The sequence below is a fragment of the Marinomonas sp. genome (genome assembly GCF_039940335.1).
Classification (GTDB): domain Bacteria; phylum Pseudomonadota; class Gammaproteobacteria; order Pseudomonadales; family Marinomonadaceae; genus Marinomonas.
In genome coordinates this window covers 59305-78835 of record NZ_JBDVGW010000015.1, presented here as the reverse complement: position 1 = coordinate 78835, position 19531 = coordinate 59305, and the positions used below count along the sequence as shown (strand labels likewise).

Below are 19531 nucleotides of genomic sequence, written 5' to 3'. Positions count from 1 at the left end.
TGGATAAACCGTGCAAGCGGGTTTTTTCCACCTAGAGCCAAATATTTGAGGGCAATATGTTCGACAATTTATCGAATCGCTTAACTTCCTCGCTTGATCGTATCCGAGGTCGTGCCAAATTAACAGAAGACAACATTAAAGACGTGTTGCGTGAAGTCCGTATGGCTTTGCTAGAAGCCGATGTGGCTTTGCCTGTTGTTAAAGATTTTATCGCCGCTGTAAAAGAGCGTGCTGTCGGCACAGAAGTATCTAAAAGTCTAAGTCCTGGTCAAGTCTTCCTGAAAATTGTTAAACAGGAACTTGAAAGTGTGATGGGGCAAGCCAACGACGAATTGAATCTTCGTGCGGCGCGTCCAGCGGTAATCTTATTGGCTGGTCTACAGGGTGCAGGTAAAACCACGTCGGCCGCTAAATTAGCCAAATACCTAAAAGAGCGTGAAAAAAAATCGGTTTCGGTTGTCAGTGCGGATGTCTATCGCCCTGCAGCGATCAAACAGCTTGAAACCTTAGCGGGTGAAATTGGCGTCGACTTTATTGCCAGTGATATCTCCCAGAAGCCGATCGATATTGCCAACAATGCGATCGATTATGCCAAGAAAGCGCATAAAGATGTTTTGATAGTCGATACCGCAGGTCGTTTGGCGGTTGATGAAGACATGATGGCGGAAATTAAGGCCTTACACGGCGCTATCAATCCGATCGAAACCTTATTTGTGGTCGATGCCATGACAGGTCAAGATGCGGCAAATACCGCCAAAGCCTTTGGTGATGTCTTGCCATTAACGGGTGTGGTATTGACCAAGACAGATGGTGATGCCCGTGGTGGTGCTGCGTTATCGGTTCGTCACATTACCGGTAAGCCCATTAAATTCTTAGGGGTGGGTGAGAAAACGGACGCTCTAGAACCTTTCCACCCTGATCGCCTAGCTTCGCGAATTTTGGGGATGGGTGACATGCTTTCCTTAATTGAGGAAGCAGAGCAAAAAATCGATAAAGAAAAAGCCGAGCAGCTGGCTGGTAAGCTAAAGAAAGGCAAGGGCTTCGACCTTGAAGATTTTAAAGAGCAGCTACAGCAAATGAAAAACATGGGTGGTATGAGCTCTATGTTGGATAAACTGCCAGGCATGGGGCAGTTAGGTAATATCCAAGATAAAGTCGACGACAAAATGTTTGTGCAAATGGAAGCCTTGATCAACTCAATGACAGTCAAAGAGCGTCGCAATCCAGATGTGATCAACGGTTCTCGTAAGAAACGTATCTCTGCTGGTGCTGGGTTACAGATTCAAGATTTGAACCGCCTATTAAAGCAACACAAGCAAATGCAGAAAATGATGAAAAAGTTCAGCTCAAAAGGCGGAATGAAGAAAATGATGCGTGGTTTGGGTGGAATGATGCCAGGTGGCGGTATGCCTGGTGGCGGTGGCTTCCCAAAAATGTAATCTTATCTGCTTGTTTTTATTAGTAGTTAGAGATTAAATGTAAAAATTAATGAAAGGGCGAGTAAATCGCCCTTTTGTTTTTCTGGTGAATCGACTAGAATATGCCGCCTTCTTGTAGTATGAGTCAAAAATCGACTCGGCAAGGGGGTGTTTCGTTAAGCAATAAGGAACCAATCATATGGTAACTATTCGTCTTTCTCGTGGAGGCTCTAAAAAGCGTCCTTTTTATCACTTGAACGTGGCTGATAGCCGTCGTGCACGTGATGGTCGCTACATCGAGCGTTTGGGTTTCTTTAATCCGATTGCTCGTGGTCAAGAAGAACGTCTACGCATCGATCTAGATCGCGTAAACCATTGGGTTAGCCAAGGCGCTCAACTTTCTGACCGTGCTGCTCAGCTTGTTAAAGAAGCTGGCAAAAACGCTTAATACTGAGGTAGTGCTATGTCTAAACTAAAGCAAGCTGCTGCTCCTGAGCAAGCTCTTGTCGTTGGACGCATTACATCAGTTTATGGTGTTAAAGGGTGGGTGAAGTTATATTCGCACACCGAACCAATGCAAGGAATCTTTGATTACCCGCGTTGGTGGCTGAAAACTCCTAGTGGGTGGAAGGTCGTAGAGTTTAGCCAAGGGCGTCTACAAGGACGTGGTTTGGTGGCATCCGTAAAAGGCTATACCGACAGAGATCAAGTAAAAGAGATTTGCGGTTTAGACATCTATATAGATGCCAAAGAGCTGCCAGCTTTAGAGGACGGTGATTACTACTGGAGTCAGCTGGAAGGTCTTAGGGTTATGACCAAAGAGGGTGTCCTCTTGGGGAAGGTTTCGCAACTTATGGAAACCGGTGCGAACGATGTGATTGTTGTCCGCGCGTGTGAAGGCAGTTTTGATCGTGAAGAGCGCTTGATTCCGTATGTTCCAGATACTTATGTTTTAAAGATAGATTTAGAGCAGCAGTTGATGGAAGTAGACTGGGATCCAGAATTTTAAACCAAGAAGCTGAGGTCACCACGTGAAGGTTAGCGTTATTTCGCTCTTTCCGGAAATGTTTCAAGCCATTACTCAATATGGAGTAACGGGCAGAGCCATTAAATCTGGGTTAGTTGAGGTGGATTTTATTAATCCCCGCGATTTTACTCATGATAGACATAAGACTGTGGATGATCGACCTTATGGTGGTGGTCCAGGGATGCTGATGAAAGTACAGCCTCTTAAAGATGCGATTGCGTGCGCTAAGTTATCAGTGCCCAACGCAAAAGTTATTTATCTATCCCCTCAAGGGCGCACACTGTCACAATCAGGTGTGCAGCAACTTGCTAATGAAGCAGAATTTATTCTGGTAGCAGGTCGTTATGAAGGCGTTGATGAACGTTTGATTCAATCTGAGATTGATGAAGAATGGTCCATTGGCGATTTTGTCCTAAGTGGTGGTGAGTTACCAGCCATGGTGCTGATGGACACTGTATTTCGTATGGTGCCCGGTGTGCTCGGAAAACAAGCGTCTGCCGATGAAGATTCATTTGCTGATGGTTTGTTAGACTGTCCACATTATACTCGCCCAGAAGTACTTGACGGTGTACCAGTGCCGCCAGTCTTGCTTAGTGGCAACCATGAGGAGATTAGACGTTGGCGATTAAAGCAAAAGCTCGGAAGAACTTTGCAGCGCCGACCAGACCTTCTGCAAGACATTGAGTTGGACAAAGAACAGCAGAAGTTGATAGAAGAGTTTATTCGCGAAACTGAAGATTCAACCTCGGCAGAGTAGGAATTGCGAGCTTATTGAACCGAAGAACCTTCATTCAATAAGAAACCAAATTATTAGGAGTCAAATCCATGAGTAATAAATCTAAGCTGATTCAGCAGATTGAAGCTGAACAAATGACAAAAGAAGTCCCAGCCTTTGGCCCAGGTGACACTGTTGTTGTTCAGGTTAAAGTAAAAGAAGGTTCACGCGAGCGTCTACAGGCCTATGAAGGTGTTGTAATTGCAAAACGTAATCGTGGTCTTAACTCAGCCTTCACTGTTCGTAAAATTTCGAGCGGTATCGGTGTTGAGCGTGCTTTCCAGACTTACAGCCCGTTAGTTGATAGCATCGAAGTTAAGCGTCGCGGTGACGTGCGCCAGGCTAAGATCTACTACCTACGCGAGCGTTCAGGTAAATCTGCACGTATTAAAGAGAAGTTGGCTAAACGCTAAGTTTTCTATTTTAAAAAAAGGCGACTTCGGTCGCCTTTTTTTATGGAACTTTGCGGCACTCTCGTGGCCTAATAAATTCTGGATTAATATTTCTTTAAGGTTGTGATATGTCTGTCTTTTTTAAAGTTTATATTCGCGCGCTGTGTTTGCCGATGGTTGCGCTCTTGTCGACGTTTTCACAGGCTGGCGAAAGTGAAGTGCGCGAAGCCATTCAAACAACTTTGCCGCAGTTCAATGTGGCCAAAATTACCCCGCATGAAGCCTCAGGTTTATATGTCGTTGAATTTGATAACGGCAATACTTTGTATGCAACGGAAGATGGTGGCTACTTTGTTGCTGGGGACCTGTACCGCATGGAGAGTGGTGGCTTGGTGAACGAAACTGAGCAGGTGAAACTTGCTAAACTAGAGGCTTGGCCTGCTGAAGATATGGTTATTTATGAAGCGGCAGAAGAGAAAGCTCACATTACCGTGTTTACCGACGTGGACTGTGGCTACTGCCGTATGTTGCATAATGAGGTGCCGGAATTAAATGACTTGGGCATCACGGTTCGCTACCTGGCTTTCCCGAGAGCAGGTGTCGGATCTCACTCATATAATAAAATGGTGAGTGTATGGTGTTCAGATGATCCTAAAGCGTTAATGGATAAGGCAAAGCAGGGAATCGATATTCCTGAAAACAAGTGTGTGAACCCTGTTGCGGAGCAGTATGCGCTAGGCATTGCTGTGGGTGTGAAAGGTACGCCGACGGTGGTTTTATCGACAGGTTCTATTTTACCTGGTTACTTACCAGCGGCAGAGCTAGCAAAAGAGTTGGGTCTATAAGCTTATAGCAATATATTCCACTAAACATGAGCGCTCTTCAGCCTAATCTACGTTGGGTTTGGGCGCCGGTAGAGGTATAATAATTCGGTTATTCATTCTATTTTTAAAATAATCGATAAAAAACACATCATCTCTGTGGGGTATTGCTTTGAAACCGGTAAAAGTCGGAATTTGTGGGCTGGGGACAGTAGGGTCCGGCACTTTTAATATTCTTCGTGACAACTCGAATGAAATTACACGACGTGTTGGCCGCAGCATTATGATTGAGCAAATTGGCGCTCGTCGTGATAATCCTTCTTGCGATACCACTGGCATTAATATCACCCGCGATATTTTTGATGTCGTGAACAACCCAGAAATTGATATTGTGATCGAGCTTATTGGCGGTACGTCTATCGCCAAAGACTTGGTTATGCAGGCTTTAGAAAACGGTAAGCATGTTGTTACTGCCAACAAAGCTTTGATCGCCGAATGCGGAAACGAGATATTTGCGAAAGCCCAAGAAAAGGGCGTTATTGTTGCATTTGAAGCCGCGGTAGCTGGCGGCATTCCAATCATTAAATCCTTGCGCGAAGGTCTATCGGCAAACCGCATTGATTGGTTAGCAGGTATCATCAATGGTACTGGCAACTTTATCATGTCCGAAATGAGCCAGAAGGGCCGTACCTTTGACGATGTGCTGGCAGAAGCTCAAGCGTTGGGATATGCCGAAGCTGACCCTACTTTCGATGTTGAAGGTATTGATGCCGCCCACAAACTTACTATTCTGGCGTCTATCGCCTTTGGCATCCCGCTACAATTCGAAAAAACCTACACAGAAGGCATTAGCCGTATTACGGCGGAAGATGTCGCCTTTGCCGATCAACTTGGTTATGTTATCAAACACTTAGGTATTGCCCGTCGTACGACGGAAGGTGTTGAGCTACGTGTTCACCCTGCATTGATTTCCAGCAAACAGCTGTTGGCAAATGTAAATGGTGTAATGAACGCTGTGATGGTCAAAGGTGACGCAGTCGGCCCAACCCTTACTTATGGTGCTGGTGCGGGGGCATTGCCAACAGGTTCCTCTGTTGTGGCGGATGTGATTGATGTGGCGCGTACCTTAACGGCCGATCCAACTAACCGTGTTCCTCACTTGGCTTTCCAAGCAGACTCTTTGTCAAACATTGATGTATTACCAGTTGAAGAAGTTGAATGTGGCTTCTTCCTGAATATGAGTATCCAAGACAAAGCTGGTGTGTTGGCCAACATCACCCAAATCTTGTCGAAAAACGGTATCAGTATTGAGTCTCTGATTCAGCGAGAGCGTGAAGGTAGCGAATTGGTGCCGCTTGTTGTTATGACCCACGATGTAAAAGAAAAAGCTATGAATGAAGCAATTAGTGCTATCGAAGCTTTGCCTGAGGTATCCGGTCCTGTTCAACGTATTCGTGTAGAGTCTTTGCTTTAAGGAGAGAGAAATGAAATATATTTCAACTCGAGGTAAAGCGCCGGCTTTATCTTTTGGTGATGTGTTACTAGCTGGCTTGGCTAACGATGGTGGTCTGTATGTACCAGAAACCCTGCCAAGTTACAGCAAAGAAGAAATTGCCTCTTGGGCTTCGTTAAGCTACCAAGAATTAGCCTTTAAAGTAATGTGGCCTTTTGTTGAAGGTGAAATTCCTGCAGATGCCTTTAAAACCATGATTGAAGACGCCTATGCGGGCTTCACTCATACCTCGATCGCTCCTATGGTGGAAGTGGCTAAAAACGAATGGGTATTGGAGTTGTTCCGCGGCCCAACGTTGGCGTTCAAAGATTTTGCTCTGCAGTTGCTAGGCCGTTTAATGGATTATGTGCTGTCTGAGCGCAAAGAGAAATTGGTGATTCTTGGTGCCACCTCTGGTGACACCGGATCGGCTGCAATTGAAGGTTGTCGTCACTCTGAACATCTAGATATCTTTATCTTGCACCCATTTGAGCGTGTATCTGAAGTGCAGCGTCGCCAAATGACGACAGTCATTGATAACAACGTATTTAACATTGCAGTGAAAGGCAACTTTGATGATTGTCAAGGTATGGTTAAATCGAGTTTTGCAGACCAATCTTTCCTTAAAGGGGCGAAGTTAGGGGCGGTGAACTCGATCAACTGGGCGCGAATTATGGCGCAGATTGTTTACTACTTCTCTTCTGCGCTGGCGGTTGGTGCACCTCATCGTAAAGTGTCTTTCTCTGTGCCTACTGGGAACTTTGGTGACATCTTTGCAGGTTACCTCGCGAAGAAAATGGGTTTGCCGATTGATCAACTTGTTGTGGCGACAAACCAAAACGATATTTTGCACCGTGTTATTGCTGAAAATGATATGAGCCGCCAAGCGCTTAACCAAACGCTTTCGCCAAGTATGGACATCATGGTGTCGAGCAACTTCGAGCGCTTGTTATTTGATGCTCATGAGCGCAATGGTGACGAACTAGATGAGCTGATGGCGCGCTTCAATCAAGGTGACATTAACCTGAAAGACAGTGCTTGGTCTTTTGTGAAGAGTCACTTTGACAGCTATAAGGTTGATGATGAACGCACCTGTGAGGTGATTTCTGAGGTCTTTGCTGATACGCAATACTTGCTCGATCCGCATACCGCTATTGGTTTAGAAGCGGCTCGTCAGTGCTGGAAGGATAAGGCTGTTCCTATGATTACCTTAGCGACAGCGCATCCGGTTAAATTCCCGGAAGCCGTGGAAAAAGCTGGTTGTGATTCGCCAAGTTTGCCTGCCCACATGGCAGACTTGTTTGAAAGGGAAGAGTCCTACTCAGTGATTGATAATGACCTCGCCGCTGTGCAATCATTTGTTGCTGAAAATATCTAGTTAATACCGTGGCCAGTCCCTCTGGCCACTTTTCCTATCCTCTAGGTTAAACCGCTATATGAATCTTATTTTATTAGACCCTCACTCTCAGTTGGCTGAAGGGCAATATGTCCTGTCCGAAAGGCAACAAGCACACCTGGATAAAGTGATTAAACCTAAGTCTGGTGATATGTTGCGGGTTGGCGTATTAAATGGTGAGATGGGACAAGGGGTTTATCAAGCGCCACAAGAGCTGCAACCAGGTTTCATTCATTCGCTAAGCTTGTCTCAATCTGCACCTGCGCCTTTACCCATAGTCTTAGTGATGGCGCTACCTCGCCCTAATATGCTCAAGCGTACTTTGCATAACATTACGGCGATGGGAGTGAAGGAATTGTATTTAATTCACTCCGCAAAAGTAGAGAAAAGCTATTGGCAAAGTCCTGTATTGGTACAAGAATCCTTGCAACAGTGCTTGTTGGAAGGCTTGGAGCAAGCGAGGGACACATTAATGCCAAAGCTGCATCTCGTACCTAGGTTTCGACCTTTTGTGGAAGACCAATTGCCTGATATTCTACGTGATAAGCGAGGTTTGTTGGCGCACCCCTATCAGGCTGAAGCCTGTCCTGTGGGCTTGCAGGAGCCTTGTGTGTTGGCTTTGGGTCCTGAAGGAGGCTGGAATGAATTTGAAGTATCTAAGTGGCATGAGGCAGGAATGGAGTCTGTGCATCTAGGTGATCGAATCTTAAAAGTGGAAACTGTCGTCCCTGTATTGCTCTCTCGTTTGTATCCTGTCACATAGCACATAAAATAAGATTTACACGTAACAAACTGTAATTAAATGTTTGTATATGTAGTTACCTAGAGGTTGAAAAACGACTTTGCTGTAACATGGTCATGATCTGAAAAGCATGCATTTTGTAAATGCATAGAAAGGACAGTCATGGACAGTAACGAACCACAGACGGTTTCCCGTGTAAGGGAACAGCCGAGTATTAAAAGTATATTAGATTTACGTCAGTTTCTTTATGTCGGCTTATCTGATGGTGCTAAGTCAGAAGGCTCTCGTCGAGTCTTTATGATTAACCTATTTTCACTGGTTGGTCTTATTTTTACCCTACCTTTGGGTCTTTCCTCTCTTTTTAACGGCAGGCTGTTTCTTGGGGTTTGTCTTGTTAGTGTGGCTGTCATCTATGGCTGCAATCACCTTTTATTACGCTTTACTCATAACCATCAATTGTCAGGTGGTCTCATCATCTACCCACTTTATGGATTGATGTTAGGCTTGTTCTATTTTGGCGGTATCGAGGGAACTGGGCATCTGTGGGTATATTGTGTACCTGCTGTGGCTTTATTCGTTAATGGCTTAAAAAAGGGCCTTATTGAAATAGCCGTGTTTACCGCCGCGTTGGCTGGAATGATGTATTTGTCACGCTTTGGTTTTCAAGCTTATGAATATTCAGACGCTTTAAAATTAAGAGTTTTGTTATCCTTTCTAGTCGTCGTGTTTTTGTCAGGTATTTATGAATATTCCATGACGGTATACAACGAGGCGTTGAAGAGTACCTCAAAGAAGTTAGAGCACTTAGCGGAAACCGATATGCTGACAGGTTTGCTTAATCGTCGCGGTTTACTTAAGCAGTTAGCAGTTTGTGATGGTGTTGGTCGGCACTTGCTATTGGTTGATGTGGACTATTTTAAAAGAGTGAATGATTCACTTGGACATGGTGTGGGTGATGTCGTTTTACAAGAGCTTGCTAAGGTGATTCAAGAGCTAGAATGGTCTGCCTGTGCTGCGGCACGGTGGGGAGGTGAGGAGTTTTTAATCAGCGTTGGTGGTGTTACTACAGATCAGGCTTATGAGATGGCCGAGGTCCTGCGTCGAAGCGTTGAAGCCCACAGATTCGTTTCCGAGCGTAAAAATTTACACCTCACAATCAGTATTGGTGTTGCTTCAATGGACAGAGAGACGCCTTTAGAAATGGCCCTTAAGTTGGCTGATAATGGTTTATATCAAGCAAAAGAGTCAGGACGAAATCAGACCGTTATTGGGAAAATCTAACCGTTGATTTTAGCTAATCCTTTTTAAATACGCTTCCAAAAATAGAAAACCCGCCAATCGACTTTAAAAACCGATTGCGGGCTGGGCAATGCAATAACTAGCCTTTTTAAAGATCAGCTGCTGCATTAATAACCAAATTAATGCTCTGGCAGAGGAAAGTCAACGTTTCTTTGTTTATTTGTATGATGAAATCTACAGCCTAATGAAAGTGTCAGGTGTTACGACGTTGCTCAGTATTCATGATATGCTTTCGGCGATAATCAAAATCCTATTTGCCTATTGAGTTTCCTATGCGCATTGAACGTCGCCCTGTCCCTTCTGTCGATACACAATTTCCCCGTAACATATCTAGTACCTTGCAACGAGTCTATTTGTCCCGTGGGGTGAGCTCAATGGAGCAGCTGGATTACCGCTTGCCGCGACTATTACGCCCTGATCCGCTGTTTGATTTGACCGCTGCCGCCAACATTTTGGCGGATGCTATTGAGGCTGGTGAAAAAATACTGATTGTTGGCGACTTTGATGCTGATGGAGCAACAAGTACTAGCTTGGGCATATTGGCACTTGAGGCAATGGGAGCGATCAACCCAGATTACTTGGTACCCAATCGTTTCGAGTTCGGTTATGGGTTAACGCCCGAAATTGTGGAAGTCGCGAAAGCTAAATCGCCAGATGTTTTGGTGACAGTGGACAATGGTATTGCCAGTATCGAAGGGGTATTGGCGGCCAAACAGCATGGTATGAAGGTGGTGGTGACAGATCACCATTTACCGGGGGATGCCCTCCCGGAAGCGGATGCCATAGTGAATCCTAATCACCCTAACTGCCAGTTTGCCAGTAAAAACCTTGCGGGTGTAGGGGTGATATTTTACGTCATGTCAGCTTTAAGGGCTGAACTTAATCGTCGTGATTGGTTCATTAATCAGCATATCCTTGAGCCAAAAATGGCTGATTACTTAGATTTGGTGGCTTTGGGTACAGTGGCTGATGTGGTGTCTCTGGATGAGAATAATCGCATTTTAGTTCAGCAAGGTTTGCGACGTATTCAGGCTGGGGTTGCTCGTCCGGGGATTCTTGCGTTACTTGAAATAGGCAAGCGTGAGGCCGATAAAATAAAGGCGACGGATTTAGGTTTTGTGGTGGGGCCACGATTAAACGCAGCAGGCCGATTAGATGATATGTCCGTTGGAATAGAATGTTTGCTCACCAATAATCCTCAGCAAGCAAGGCAATACGCTCAACAGTTGGATCAATTCAATCGTGAGCGTAAAGCCATTGAATCGGACATGAAAGAGCAGGCGGAAAAAGCGTTAGTAGACTTGATTAAAGAAGAGGATGCTTTACCGAATGGTATGTGCTTTTACGACGAAGATTGGCATCAAGGGGTAATTGGTATACTCGCTTCGCGAATGAAAGAGAAGTGCCACCGTCCAGTGATCGCCTTTGCCCGCACGGACAATGGTGATATTAAAGGTTCCGCCCGCTCCATACCTGGGGTGCATATCCGCGATGCTCTGGATTTGCTGGCTAAGCGCTACCCACAATTATTAAGCAAGTTCGGCGGTCATGCGATGGCGGCAGGCATGACGATTAAAGAAGCTCACTACGATGCTTTTCGTCTTGCGTTCGATCTCATCATTAGTGAGTGGGTGACAGAAGATCAACTGGAAGCCTGCATCTACACCGATGGTCCTTTGGCTCCAGAAGATTTTAGTTTGAGTTTTGCTGATCAATTACGTTTGGCTGGACCTTGGGGACAAGCGTTTCCTGAGCCTTGTTTTGATGGTGTATTTGAAGTCTTACAACAACGTTTAGTAGCAGAAAAACATTTAAAACTTATGTTAAGAGAGCCTGAGAGTGGTGTGTTGTTAGATGGTATTAGTTTTTTTGTCGATCTCAACAAGTGGCCTAATGAAACCGCCAAAAAGTTACGCTTGGTGTATAAAATTGAAATAAACGAATTTCGCGGCCAACGTAACTTGCAGCTATTAATCGACCATCTAGAAATGGCAGAGTGATTGGCGTGCAAGACTAAAAAATTGCCGAACAAATTGTCTGTGTACTGCATATCGTGGGAAATCTTGAGGTATAATGTGCACCTTCAAATATCATGCAATCACATTGGAGCTACTTCATGACTGCGTTACTGCTCGACGGTAAACTTTGCGCCAAAGAAACAGAAACTCGCCTACAAGCTCAAGTGGCTCAACTTAAAGAGCGCACGGGCGGCACCCCTATCTTAGCCACCATTTTGGTTGGTGCTGATCCAGCCTCTGCAACTTACGTGAAAATGAAAGGTAATGCTTGTCGTCGAGTGGGCATGGACTCTATGGCCATTGAACTGCCAGAAACGACCACCACAGAAGAATTGCTAGAGACCATTCAAGGTCTGAACGATAATTCAGATGTACATGGTATCTTGCTACAGCACCCAGTGCCTGAGCAAATTGATGAGCGTCTATGTTTCGATGCTATTGCCGCACACAAAGACGTCGACGGTGTTACTTGTCTTGGTTTTGGTCGTATGGCCATGCAAGAGCCAGCTTATGGCGCAGCAACGCCAGCAGGCATCATGCGCTTGTTGGAAGCTTACGATGTGCCTCTTGAGGGTAAGCATGTTGTGGTTGTTGGCCGTAGTCCAATTTTGGGCAAGCCGATGGCGATGATGATGCTAAACGCCAATGCGACAGTGACTATTTGTCATTCTCGTACTCAAAACTTGCCAGAATTTATCAAACAAGCTGATGTCATTGTTGGCGCTGTCGGTAAGCCTGAATTTATTAAAGCTGAGTGGATCAAAGATGGCGCAGTGGTTGTCGATGCCGGCTACCACCCAGGTGGCGTGGGCGATATCGAATTGGCACCTCTCACTGACCGTGTATCTGCTTACACCCCAGTACCTGGTGGTGTGGGCCCGATGACGATCAATACCCTGATTCTACAAACACTAGAGTCTGGCTTAAAGCAGATCGGATAAGCGGCTTGAATCTGCTTATGGCAAGACTCATATAAGTTATAAGCCAAGCAATGATAAAATAGGCCGTGCCGTGAGGTACGGCTTATTTTTTGCCCCAAATCAACAGCAGTGAAAAGGTAATAATATGTCCACTGAAATGTTAAAAGATGCGTTAGATTTTGATCTCATCGCGGACGTTTTTGTTGTGGAGTCTATCTCTGCGTCTCCCGCGGAGCTGCATGGTCAGTTATGTGGTTACCTAGCGTCTGGCGTGACCCTGCCGCTAGAAGATTGGTTGACGATGGTAGTGGAGTTCTGTGATATCGAAAGCTGGAAAGAAGAAGCGAGCCGAGCTGCGATTGTCGAGCTATACACCTCGACCTTAACGCTTTATCAGAACGGTGAATACGCCTTAATTCCATGTATTAGTGATGATGATGCGGAATTATGCGAACGAGGTGTTACCCTTTCTCAATGGGCTCATGGTTTCTTAGCGGGTTATGGCCTTTCTGGGCAGAAAAACGCCCTTACGGATGAAACAAAGCAAATCTTGCGTGATTTTGCCAATATTTCTGGAATGCAGGCAGAAATGCGTGTGCTAGAAGATAACAACGATAACGAAACGGATCTGACGGAATTGGTTGAGTACGTTCGATTGTCCGCTATGATGATGTACGCTGAACACTTTGATGTGAAACCCGACGTGGATCACAGCAAGCAAAACGCATTGCATTAAATTTATGACTGGGGGAAAACATGGAAATTAGTCGTCACACCTATTTAGAGCGACGCAAAAGCTTGATGGCGCAATTGCCTGAAAAGAGCGTTGTGGTGCTGCGAACGGGAGAGTTGGCTACCCGTAATAATGATTGTGATTATGAATTCCGCCCCCACAGCAGTTTTTTCTATTTAACCGGTTTTCCTGAACCGAGTGCCTATGCCTTTATCAGTGGCGAAGGCGAGCTTACCTTACTTACCCTCCCTAAAGATCCTGAGAAGGAACAATGGGAAGGCTTCCGTCATGGTCGTCAGGGCGCTATCGAAACCTTTGGTGCGGCTCAAGCCGCTGTTATTGAAGAACTCGCTCCAACCGCTTTCGACTTATTAAATGGCGCTCAACAAGTGGTTTATCTATTTTCTGATGCAGAGTTACAACAGCAAATAGCTCAATGGCGAGATGCTCTGGCTGCGAAAGCAAGAGCGGGGGCGATAGCGCCAACACACATGCAGGATTTGGAACCTTTGGTGGCAGACATGCGCTTAATCAAAGATGCCGAAGAAATCGCCATTATGGAACGCGCGGCGCAAATTAGTGTAGCCGCTCACCAACAGGCTATGAGCAGTGTGCACCCAGGCATGTATGAATATCAGTTAGAAGCTGAGTTGAATTATGTGTTCATGAAATCCGGCGCGCGTCAGCCTGCGTACAATAATATTGTTGCCTCTGGAGCCAATGCTTGCGTTCTGCATTACATTAAGAACGATGAAGAAATTGCAGAGGGCGATTTGGTATTGATAGATGCGGGTGCCGAGCTTGGTTGTTATGCGGCAGATATTACGCGTACCTTTCCTGCCAATGGTAAATTCAGTGAGCCTCAAGCGGCACTCTATCAACTGGTGTTAGATGCTTACCATGCCGGACTCAAAGAATTGCAGGTGGGCACGGCTTACGAAGCTTTTCATAATGCCGCTGTGGAGGTGTTAACCACAGGACTGGTAAATCTTGGTTTGTTGCAAGGCGAACCAAAAGCCTTGATCGAGAACAAAGCCTACCGAGACTTTTACATGCATAATACAGGGCATTGGTTAGGTTTAGATGTGCATGACTGCGGTACTTATAAAGTAGCTGGGGAATCTCGCCCACTGCAGGCTGGCATGGTGTTAACTATTGAGCCGGGTTTGTATGTCAGCAAGGATAATCTATCAGTTGACAAGAAATGGCGCGGCATAGGCATTCGTATCGAAGATGATGTGCTGATCCGTGAGCAAGGCCCTTATGTACTCACCCACGGCTTAGCGAAAGAAATTACAGAAATTGAAGCCCTGATGTCTAAGGGTTAGCAGAATTGACACTCTCAAGTATGGTTGAGTGGGGCGAATTAAAGAGGCAAAGATGGCAAAACAGTACGATTTGATCATAGTGGGCGCCGGTATGGTGGGCTCATTAGCGGCCGTTTTATTAGCAAAGTCGTCTATGCGTATTGCACTTGTTGATAAACACGACGGTAACTACCAGCTTGCTCAGCCACCTGCTTACGATACTCGAGTAAGCGCTATATCCAGCCAATCTAAAGACTTATTTGACGAAGCGGGTGTTTGGCAACATATTGACCCAAATCGCTACACGGGTTATCAAAGAATGGCCGTGTGGGATGGGCTAGGCCAAGGGTTCATTGATTTTGATGCCGTCACCACGGAGCGCTCAGTCTTGGGCTATATGATCGAAAATACCGTGTTATGCGATCAATTGATGACGCAAATTAAACGTTTGTCCAATGTGGATTTGTATCTAGGTGAAAGTCTAGCTGAGCATCAAATCTCTTCTGCCGGTGCAAAGATCACCCTTGCCTCTGGGGCTCTGCTGGGGGCTCAGGTGGTGATAGGGGCGGATGGAGCTTTGTCCAAATTAAGAGTGGGCAATCAGTTCGATACTCTCGAATGGGATTATCAGCATCATGCCATCGTTGCCACCATACAAATCGCTCAAAGCCATCAAAATACGGCTTGGCAAAGTTTTGGCGAAGAAGGGGTGTTGGCTTTCTTACCTTTGCCCAGTACCTCAGAGGGGCATTTTGTGTCCATTGGTTGGTCAGTCTCACCTGAAGATGCAGAACAACTGATGACCTTGGATGACGAAGCTTTTTGCCAGCGTGTGCATTATGCGATTAATCGTGAATTTGACGTGGTGGGTATGACTCGACCACGTCAAATGATTCCACTTAGGCAGCGCCATGCGAAACAATACGTGAAACCGGGCATTGCGTTGATCGGTGATGCTGCCCATACCATTCATCCTTTGGCAGGGCAGGGCGCAAACTTAGGATTCTCCGACGTGAAAGCCTTAGCACAGGTTCTTTCTAAGGCTTTTCGACGTGGAGAATCTCTCGCGGACGAAAAAGTATTACGCCGCTATCAACGTGCTTGTATGCTCGACAACATTAGCATGTCGATGGGTATGGAGTTGTTTAAGCGAGCCTTTAGTAGCCAGCACCCGCTCTTTGTACAAGGGCGAAATCTTGCTATGAGTTGCGTACATCGGCAGCCAGCCTTGAAGACCCGACTGATGTCCAGAGCGGGTGGTAAATAAGCCCAACTTAGATACCAATGATTTTTTATTTACGCTATATTATCGTTCAGTATCCATCTTTACATTTAAATTGCTGTGCTCTTAAAAAGGAGCTTTTTTGAGACAGCATAGATTTTAATTCATTAAGGCGGTAAATCATGCCCATGCAAGTTCAAGACTTACTAAAACAAAGTGATAAGCTCCCAAATGTACCTGATGTGGTTCGTGAGCTGGTTCAGTTGTTAAGTAATCCTGATGCCAACTACAATACGATCGCGGAGAGAGTTACCCACGATCAGACTATTTCATTGAAAGTGTTACGAGTAGTGAACTCGGCTTATTTTGGCTTATCTCGTAAGATTTCATCTATTGATGAAGCAACCGTATTGCTGGGCATGGATAAACTGAAAACGCTCGTGATTGCATCGGGTTTTGCCAACTCAGTCAGCGATGTGGAAGGAATTAAACTACCAGACTTTTGGTCAGACTCTTTTCATGTAGCTGAGCTAGCGCAATGGTTGGCGCATCACACTGATTTGGTTGATAAAGACGAAGCTTTTACCGTGGGTATTGTTCACAATATCGGCCGACTTTTAGTGCATCTAGCTGAGCCAGAATTGGCGATTCAGGTGCAAGATACTGTCGCCAATAAACGTGCCAGCCGAATGAAAGCAGAGGAAGATGTCTTTGGCTTTACTTCCCAGTTGGCCGGGCAAAAATTATTAGAGTTTTGGCGTTTACCAGAGTTATTAAGCCGAGCGGTTGGTGAGCACAAGCGACCTTTCTCTGCAGATGAGCCTATGCCGCTAGCCTGTGTACTGAATCTTGCTTGTTACTTGAATGCCTGTGTTCGTAATGAGCGTGATGCCGATCTTGTACGAGAAGGTTTTCCCATGGCAGTAGCAAAAGCCGCGGGTTTGCCCGAGAGTATTGTTTATGAACTTGACGATGCGCTGTCTCTTGATAATGGCCTAGATCAACTCATTTAGTCTGAGTATCGCAGGAAGACGAGATGCTTCTATCGTCTTCCTAGAGGTGCAATCTGTTAGATATCTCTATTTGCTTCCCTGCACGTTAAGAATTATTTTGAGTGCGATAACAACATATTTGGTTTGTAATGGTTCTTGTTTGTGATTTTATTTCTTTTTGAATTGGCGGAGCCGCGTTTTGTTTCATGGTTTGGTAGGTTTGCTTCATAGTGCTTAATCTCACGCGTACTCAGTTGGCGAAAAGATCTAAGATAAACGTTTTAAAAATCGCAGCCATTGTGACCGCCACTACGTTAATGCTCCCCATATTAGTAGTGTTAGTTAACCTTTTTAATGCCAATGATGCCGTTTGGCAGCACCTCTATGAAACTGTCCTTGCTGATTATGTTAGCAACTCATTATGGTTGATGTTTGGTGTGGGCTCTGGGGTGTTATTACTCGGCGTACCCTGTGCGTGGCTTACCAGCATGTGTGAATTCCCTGGACGACGTTGGCTGTCTTGGGCGCTGTTACTTCCTATGGCAGTACCAGCCTATATCATTGCTTACACCTATACGGGTGTGCTGGACTTTGCTGGCCCAGTACAAACCATGATTCGTCAGCTAACCGGCTTAGGCTATGGCGAGTATTGGTTCTTTGAAGTGCGCTCGCTAGGCGGCGCCATTGTTATGCTTACCTTGGTGTTGTACCCCTATGTATATTTAATGGCACGCGCGGCATTTTTAGAGCAGTCAGCGAACACCTTAGAAGTGGCAAGAACCTTGGGCTGTTCGAATGTGAGTGCCTTTTTTAAGTTAGGTTTACCACTGGCCAGACCCGCTATTGTGACAGGCCTTACCCTCGCGTTGATGGAAACTCTCGCGGATTACGGCACGGTGCAATACTTTAGTGTGAGTACCTTTACGACAGGGATTTTGCGTACCTATTATGGTTTTGGTGACATTGCGGCGGCGTCCCAGTTAGCGGGTGTGTTGCTGATGTTTGTCACGGTACTCATTTTACTAGAACGTTACTCTCGTCGACGCATCCGCTACCATACCTCTGGTATCAAAAAAGCCAATCAAAAGCATATTAAACTCACTGGTTTAGTGGGTATTGGTGCGATGTTCATGTGCCTCCTCCCCATTTCTTTTGGCTTTGCTATTCCTGCTGGAGTGTTGGCTTATTGGGCTGTTTTTCTTGCAGAGCCTATTGGTAGTGACTTTGTACAGTTGGCTTGGAATTCTTTTTATCTGGCCGCCTTAGCGGCTTTAATTGTGGTGGGGCTCGCCCTCGTTTTAAGTTACGCGGTACGTCTAAATAAGAGTCGTAGTGTGACGACTTCGGTCACAGTGGCTGGGCTTGGGTATGCTTTGCCCGGCACCATTATTGCGATTGGTACGATTGTCCCTCTTGCTTGGCTGGACCATCGAATTATCGAACTGGTAAAAAACTATACGGACGGCAAGGTTGGACTGATTTTCTCGGGTACGCTGGTGGCATTATTGTTCGCTTACACGGTGAGGTTTATGGCGGTATCGCTTGGGGCGGTGCAAAATGGCTTAGGTAAAATCAAGCCCAGTATGGACATGGCAGGTCGTTCGCTGGGGTTAACGCCGAGTAAAGTGCTGCTTAAAATCCATGTTCCTCTTTTAAAAGGCTCTGTGCTCACTGCCATCTTGATCGTCTTTGTAGATGTGTTGAAAGAACTGCCTGCAACCATGGTTCTGCGTCCTTTTAATTTTAATACTTTGGCCGTTAGGGCCTTTGAATTAGCGTCTGATGAGCGATTAATTGACGCCGCTCCGGCTTCTTTGATGATAGTGCTGGTGGGGTTGGTTCCAGTGATATTATTGAGCCGTTCTATCTCATCGCGCATTGAACAGTCGAAATAGGAAAAAATATGAGTCAGCCACTAGAAAACTCACCCCTAACAGACATTACTCTTGAAAATGTCGGTGTGAGTTATGACGATACTGCCATCGTAAAGCAGGTGTCTTTTTCATTAAAAGAAGGGACGATTGGCTGTCTTTTAGGTTCAAGCGGTTGTGGTAAGTCAACACTATTACGAGCCATTGCCGGTTTTGAACCTCTCACGTCTGGCAGTATTTCTTTGGATGGTGAGGTGATTTCCAATCCAGACTTTGTGCAGAGTCCAGAGAATCGAGGAATAGGCATGGTGTTTCAAGACATCGCGCTATTTCCCCATTTGAGCATCTCGCAAAACATAGCCTTCGGATTAAGCGCTTGGTCATCTACAGACGTTAAAGCCAGAGTTAGAGAGTTACTTAGTTTAGTCGGACTTTCTGGTTTTGAAGAGCGTTACCCGCACTCTTTGTCAGGAGGTCAACAACAGCGAGTTGCGTTAGCTCGCGCCATTGCCCCACGACCAAAGCTTCTGCTGATGGACGAACCCTTTTCAGGGCTGGATGCTAAGTTACGCGAAGAGCTTGTGCCCGATGTTCGCAATATTTTGTTGCATGAAAAGATGAGTGCTATTTTGGTTACCCATGATCAAATGGAAGCCTTTTCTATGGCCGATCAAGTGTCGGTGATGAGCGAAGGGGAGATCCACCAAACTGGCACGCCCTACGAGATCTATCACAAACCGGCTACTCGCTTTGTCGCAAGCTTTATTGGTCATGGTGATTTCTTGCCTGCCACAGTGTGCGGAGAAGACTGCGTACATTCTGATCTAGGGCAAATACGTGGCAAATTAAATCATGGCTTTGCGAACAACAGCAAAGTAGAGCTATTGGTGCGTCCTGACGACATTCTTCATGATGATGACAGTGAATCCCAAGGGTTAATCATCAGTAAATGGTTCCAAGGCTCGCATTTTCTGTATCGAGTGAAGCTAGCCTCAGGCAAAGTGGTGTTTTGTTTCGCTTCCTCCCATCACAATCATGCCGTTGGCCAGCAAATAGGGTTAACCGTTAAGTTGGACCATCTCGTGATGTTCGAAACAGAACAGTAA

Annotated in this window: 18 protein-coding genes; all 18 read left to right on the top strand. The window is 45.7% G+C overall.

The window, feature by feature from the left end; genetic code table 11:
• The first annotated feature begins 56 nt into the window (after window positions 1–56).
• On the top strand, window positions 57–1439 hold the full coding sequence (gene ffh / locus ABJF92_RS14875; RefSeq protein ID WP_446816559.1) for a signal recognition particle protein: 1383 nt from the start codon (window positions 57–59) through the stop codon (window positions 1437–1439).
• A gap of 178 nt (window positions 1440–1617) precedes the next feature.
• Window positions 1618–1866 carry a 30S ribosomal protein S16 gene (gene rpsP / locus ABJF92_RS14870; RefSeq protein WP_067019399.1) on the top strand — a complete coding sequence of 83 codons (249 nt, stop codon included), beginning with the start codon at window positions 1618–1620 and terminating at the stop codon, window positions 1864–1866.
• A 15-nt stretch (window positions 1867–1881) separates the two neighbouring features.
• Complete coding sequence (rimM, locus tag ABJF92_RS14865) at window positions 1882–2427, top strand: ribosome maturation factor RimM (protein ID WP_446816558.1); 546 nt, start codon at window positions 1882–1884, stop codon at window positions 2425–2427.
• A 22-nt stretch (window positions 2428–2449) separates the two neighbouring features.
• The gene (trmD, locus tag ABJF92_RS14860; protein ID WP_445976824.1) at window positions 2450–3202 is read left to right on the top strand and encodes a tRNA (guanosine(37)-N1)-methyltransferase TrmD; all 753 of its coding nucleotides are present in this window, start codon (window positions 2450–2452) and stop codon (window positions 3200–3202) included.
• Between the two features lie 68 nt (window positions 3203–3270).
• Window positions 3271–3633 (top strand): 50S ribosomal protein L19, encoded by a 363-nt coding sequence (gene rplS, locus ABJF92_RS14855; protein ID WP_445976825.1) that lies wholly within the window; start codon window positions 3271–3273, stop codon window positions 3631–3633.
• A 107-nt stretch (window positions 3634–3740) separates the two neighbouring features.
• The gene (locus ABJF92_RS14850; RefSeq protein WP_446816557.1) at window positions 3741–4457 is read left to right on the top strand and encodes a thioredoxin fold domain-containing protein; all 717 of its coding nucleotides are present in this window, start codon (window positions 3741–3743) and stop codon (window positions 4455–4457) included.
• A gap of 148 nt (window positions 4458–4605) precedes the next feature.
• On the top strand, window positions 4606–5907 hold the full coding sequence (locus tag ABJF92_RS14845; RefSeq protein WP_446816556.1) for a homoserine dehydrogenase: 1302 nt from the start codon (window positions 4606–4608) through the stop codon (window positions 5905–5907).
• 10 nt (window positions 5908–5917) lie between these two features.
• A complete protein-coding gene (thrC, locus tag ABJF92_RS14840) occupies window positions 5918–7303 on the top strand; it encodes a threonine synthase (protein WP_446816555.1) in 1386 nt (461 codons plus the stop codon).
• A gap of 58 nt (window positions 7304–7361) precedes the next feature.
• Entirely contained in the window at window positions 7362–8084 is a 723-nt protein-coding gene (locus ABJF92_RS14835; protein ID WP_446816554.1) for a 16S rRNA (uracil(1498)-N(3))-methyltransferase, read from the top strand.
• 141 nt (window positions 8085–8225) lie between these two features.
• A complete protein-coding gene (locus tag ABJF92_RS14830; RefSeq protein WP_446816553.1) occupies window positions 8226–9344 on the top strand; it encodes a GGDEF domain-containing protein in 1119 nt (372 codons plus the stop codon).
• 290 nt (window positions 9345–9634) lie between these two features.
• On the top strand, window positions 9635–11362 hold the full coding sequence (gene recJ / locus ABJF92_RS14825; RefSeq protein WP_446816552.1) for a single-stranded-DNA-specific exonuclease RecJ: 1728 nt from the start codon (window positions 9635–9637) through the stop codon (window positions 11360–11362).
• A 116-nt stretch (window positions 11363–11478) separates the two neighbouring features.
• A complete protein-coding gene (gene folD / locus ABJF92_RS14820; RefSeq protein WP_446816551.1) occupies window positions 11479–12321 on the top strand; it encodes a bifunctional methylenetetrahydrofolate dehydrogenase/methenyltetrahydrofolate cyclohydrolase FolD in 843 nt (280 codons plus the stop codon).
• A gap of 124 nt (window positions 12322–12445) precedes the next feature.
• Window positions 12446–13036 carry a UPF0149 family protein gene (locus ABJF92_RS14815; protein ID WP_446816550.1) on the top strand — a complete coding sequence of 197 codons (591 nt, stop codon included), beginning with the start codon at window positions 12446–12448 and terminating at the stop codon, window positions 13034–13036.
• 20 nt (window positions 13037–13056) lie between these two features.
• Window positions 13057–14361 carry an aminopeptidase P N-terminal domain-containing protein gene (locus tag ABJF92_RS14810; protein WP_446816549.1) on the top strand — a complete coding sequence of 435 codons (1305 nt, stop codon included), beginning with the start codon at window positions 13057–13059 and terminating at the stop codon, window positions 14359–14361.
• A gap of 52 nt (window positions 14362–14413) precedes the next feature.
• Window positions 14414–15607 (top strand): UbiH/UbiF/VisC/COQ6 family ubiquinone biosynthesis hydroxylase, encoded by a 1194-nt coding sequence (locus ABJF92_RS14805; protein WP_446816548.1) that lies wholly within the window; start codon window positions 14414–14416, stop codon window positions 15605–15607.
• Between the two features lie 137 nt (window positions 15608–15744).
• Complete coding sequence (locus ABJF92_RS14800; RefSeq protein ID WP_446816547.1) at window positions 15745–16575, top strand: HDOD domain-containing protein; 831 nt, start codon at window positions 15745–15747, stop codon at window positions 16573–16575.
• Window positions 16576–16871: 296 nt separating this feature from the next.
• A complete protein-coding gene (locus tag ABJF92_RS14795; RefSeq protein ID WP_446816593.1) occupies window positions 16872–18449 on the top strand; it encodes an ABC transporter permease in 1578 nt (525 codons plus the stop codon).
• 8 nt (window positions 18450–18457) lie between these two features.
• Complete coding sequence (locus ABJF92_RS14790; protein WP_446816546.1) at window positions 18458–19531, top strand: ABC transporter ATP-binding protein; 1074 nt, start codon at window positions 18458–18460, stop codon at window positions 19529–19531.

Coding starts and splice junctions, on each gene's coding strand:
- rimM (WP_446816558.1), top strand. CDS start 1,882: ATGTCTAAACTAAAGCAAGCTGCTGCTCCTGAGCAAGCTCTTGTCGTT.
- ABJF92_RS14815 (WP_446816550.1), top strand. CDS start 12,446: ATGTCCACTGAAATGTTAAAAGATGCGTTAGATTTTGATCTCATCGCG.
- ABJF92_RS14805 (WP_446816548.1), top strand. CDS start 14,414: ATGGCAAAACAGTACGATTTGATCATAGTGGGCGCCGGTATGGTGGGC.
- ABJF92_RS14830 (WP_446816553.1), top strand. CDS start 8,226: ATGGACAGTAACGAACCACAGACGGTTTCCCGTGTAAGGGAACAGCCG.
- ABJF92_RS14795 (WP_446816593.1), top strand. CDS start 16,872: ATGCTCCCCATATTAGTAGTGTTAGTTAACCTTTTTAATGCCAATGAT.
- thrC (WP_446816555.1), top strand. CDS start 5,918: ATGAAATATATTTCAACTCGAGGTAAAGCGCCGGCTTTATCTTTTGGT.
- ffh (WP_446816559.1), top strand. CDS start 57: ATGTTCGACAATTTATCGAATCGCTTAACTTCCTCGCTTGATCGTATC.
- ABJF92_RS14850 (WP_446816557.1), top strand. CDS start 3,741: ATGTCTGTCTTTTTTAAAGTTTATATTCGCGCGCTGTGTTTGCCGATG.
- recJ (WP_446816552.1), top strand. CDS start 9,635: ATGCGCATTGAACGTCGCCCTGTCCCTTCTGTCGATACACAATTTCCC.
- ABJF92_RS14790 (WP_446816546.1), top strand. CDS start 18,458: ATGAGTCAGCCACTAGAAAACTCACCCCTAACAGACATTACTCTTGAA.
- ABJF92_RS14835 (WP_446816554.1), top strand. CDS start 7,362: ATGAATCTTATTTTATTAGACCCTCACTCTCAGTTGGCTGAAGGGCAA.
- rpsP (WP_067019399.1), top strand. CDS start 1,618: ATGGTAACTATTCGTCTTTCTCGTGGAGGCTCTAAAAAGCGTCCTTTT.
- ABJF92_RS14800 (WP_446816547.1), top strand. CDS start 15,745: ATGCCCATGCAAGTTCAAGACTTACTAAAACAAAGTGATAAGCTCCCA.
- folD (WP_446816551.1), top strand. CDS start 11,479: ATGACTGCGTTACTGCTCGACGGTAAACTTTGCGCCAAAGAAACAGAA.
- rplS (WP_445976825.1), top strand. CDS start 3,271: ATGAGTAATAAATCTAAGCTGATTCAGCAGATTGAAGCTGAACAAATG.
- ABJF92_RS14810 (WP_446816549.1), top strand. CDS start 13,057: ATGGAAATTAGTCGTCACACCTATTTAGAGCGACGCAAAAGCTTGATG.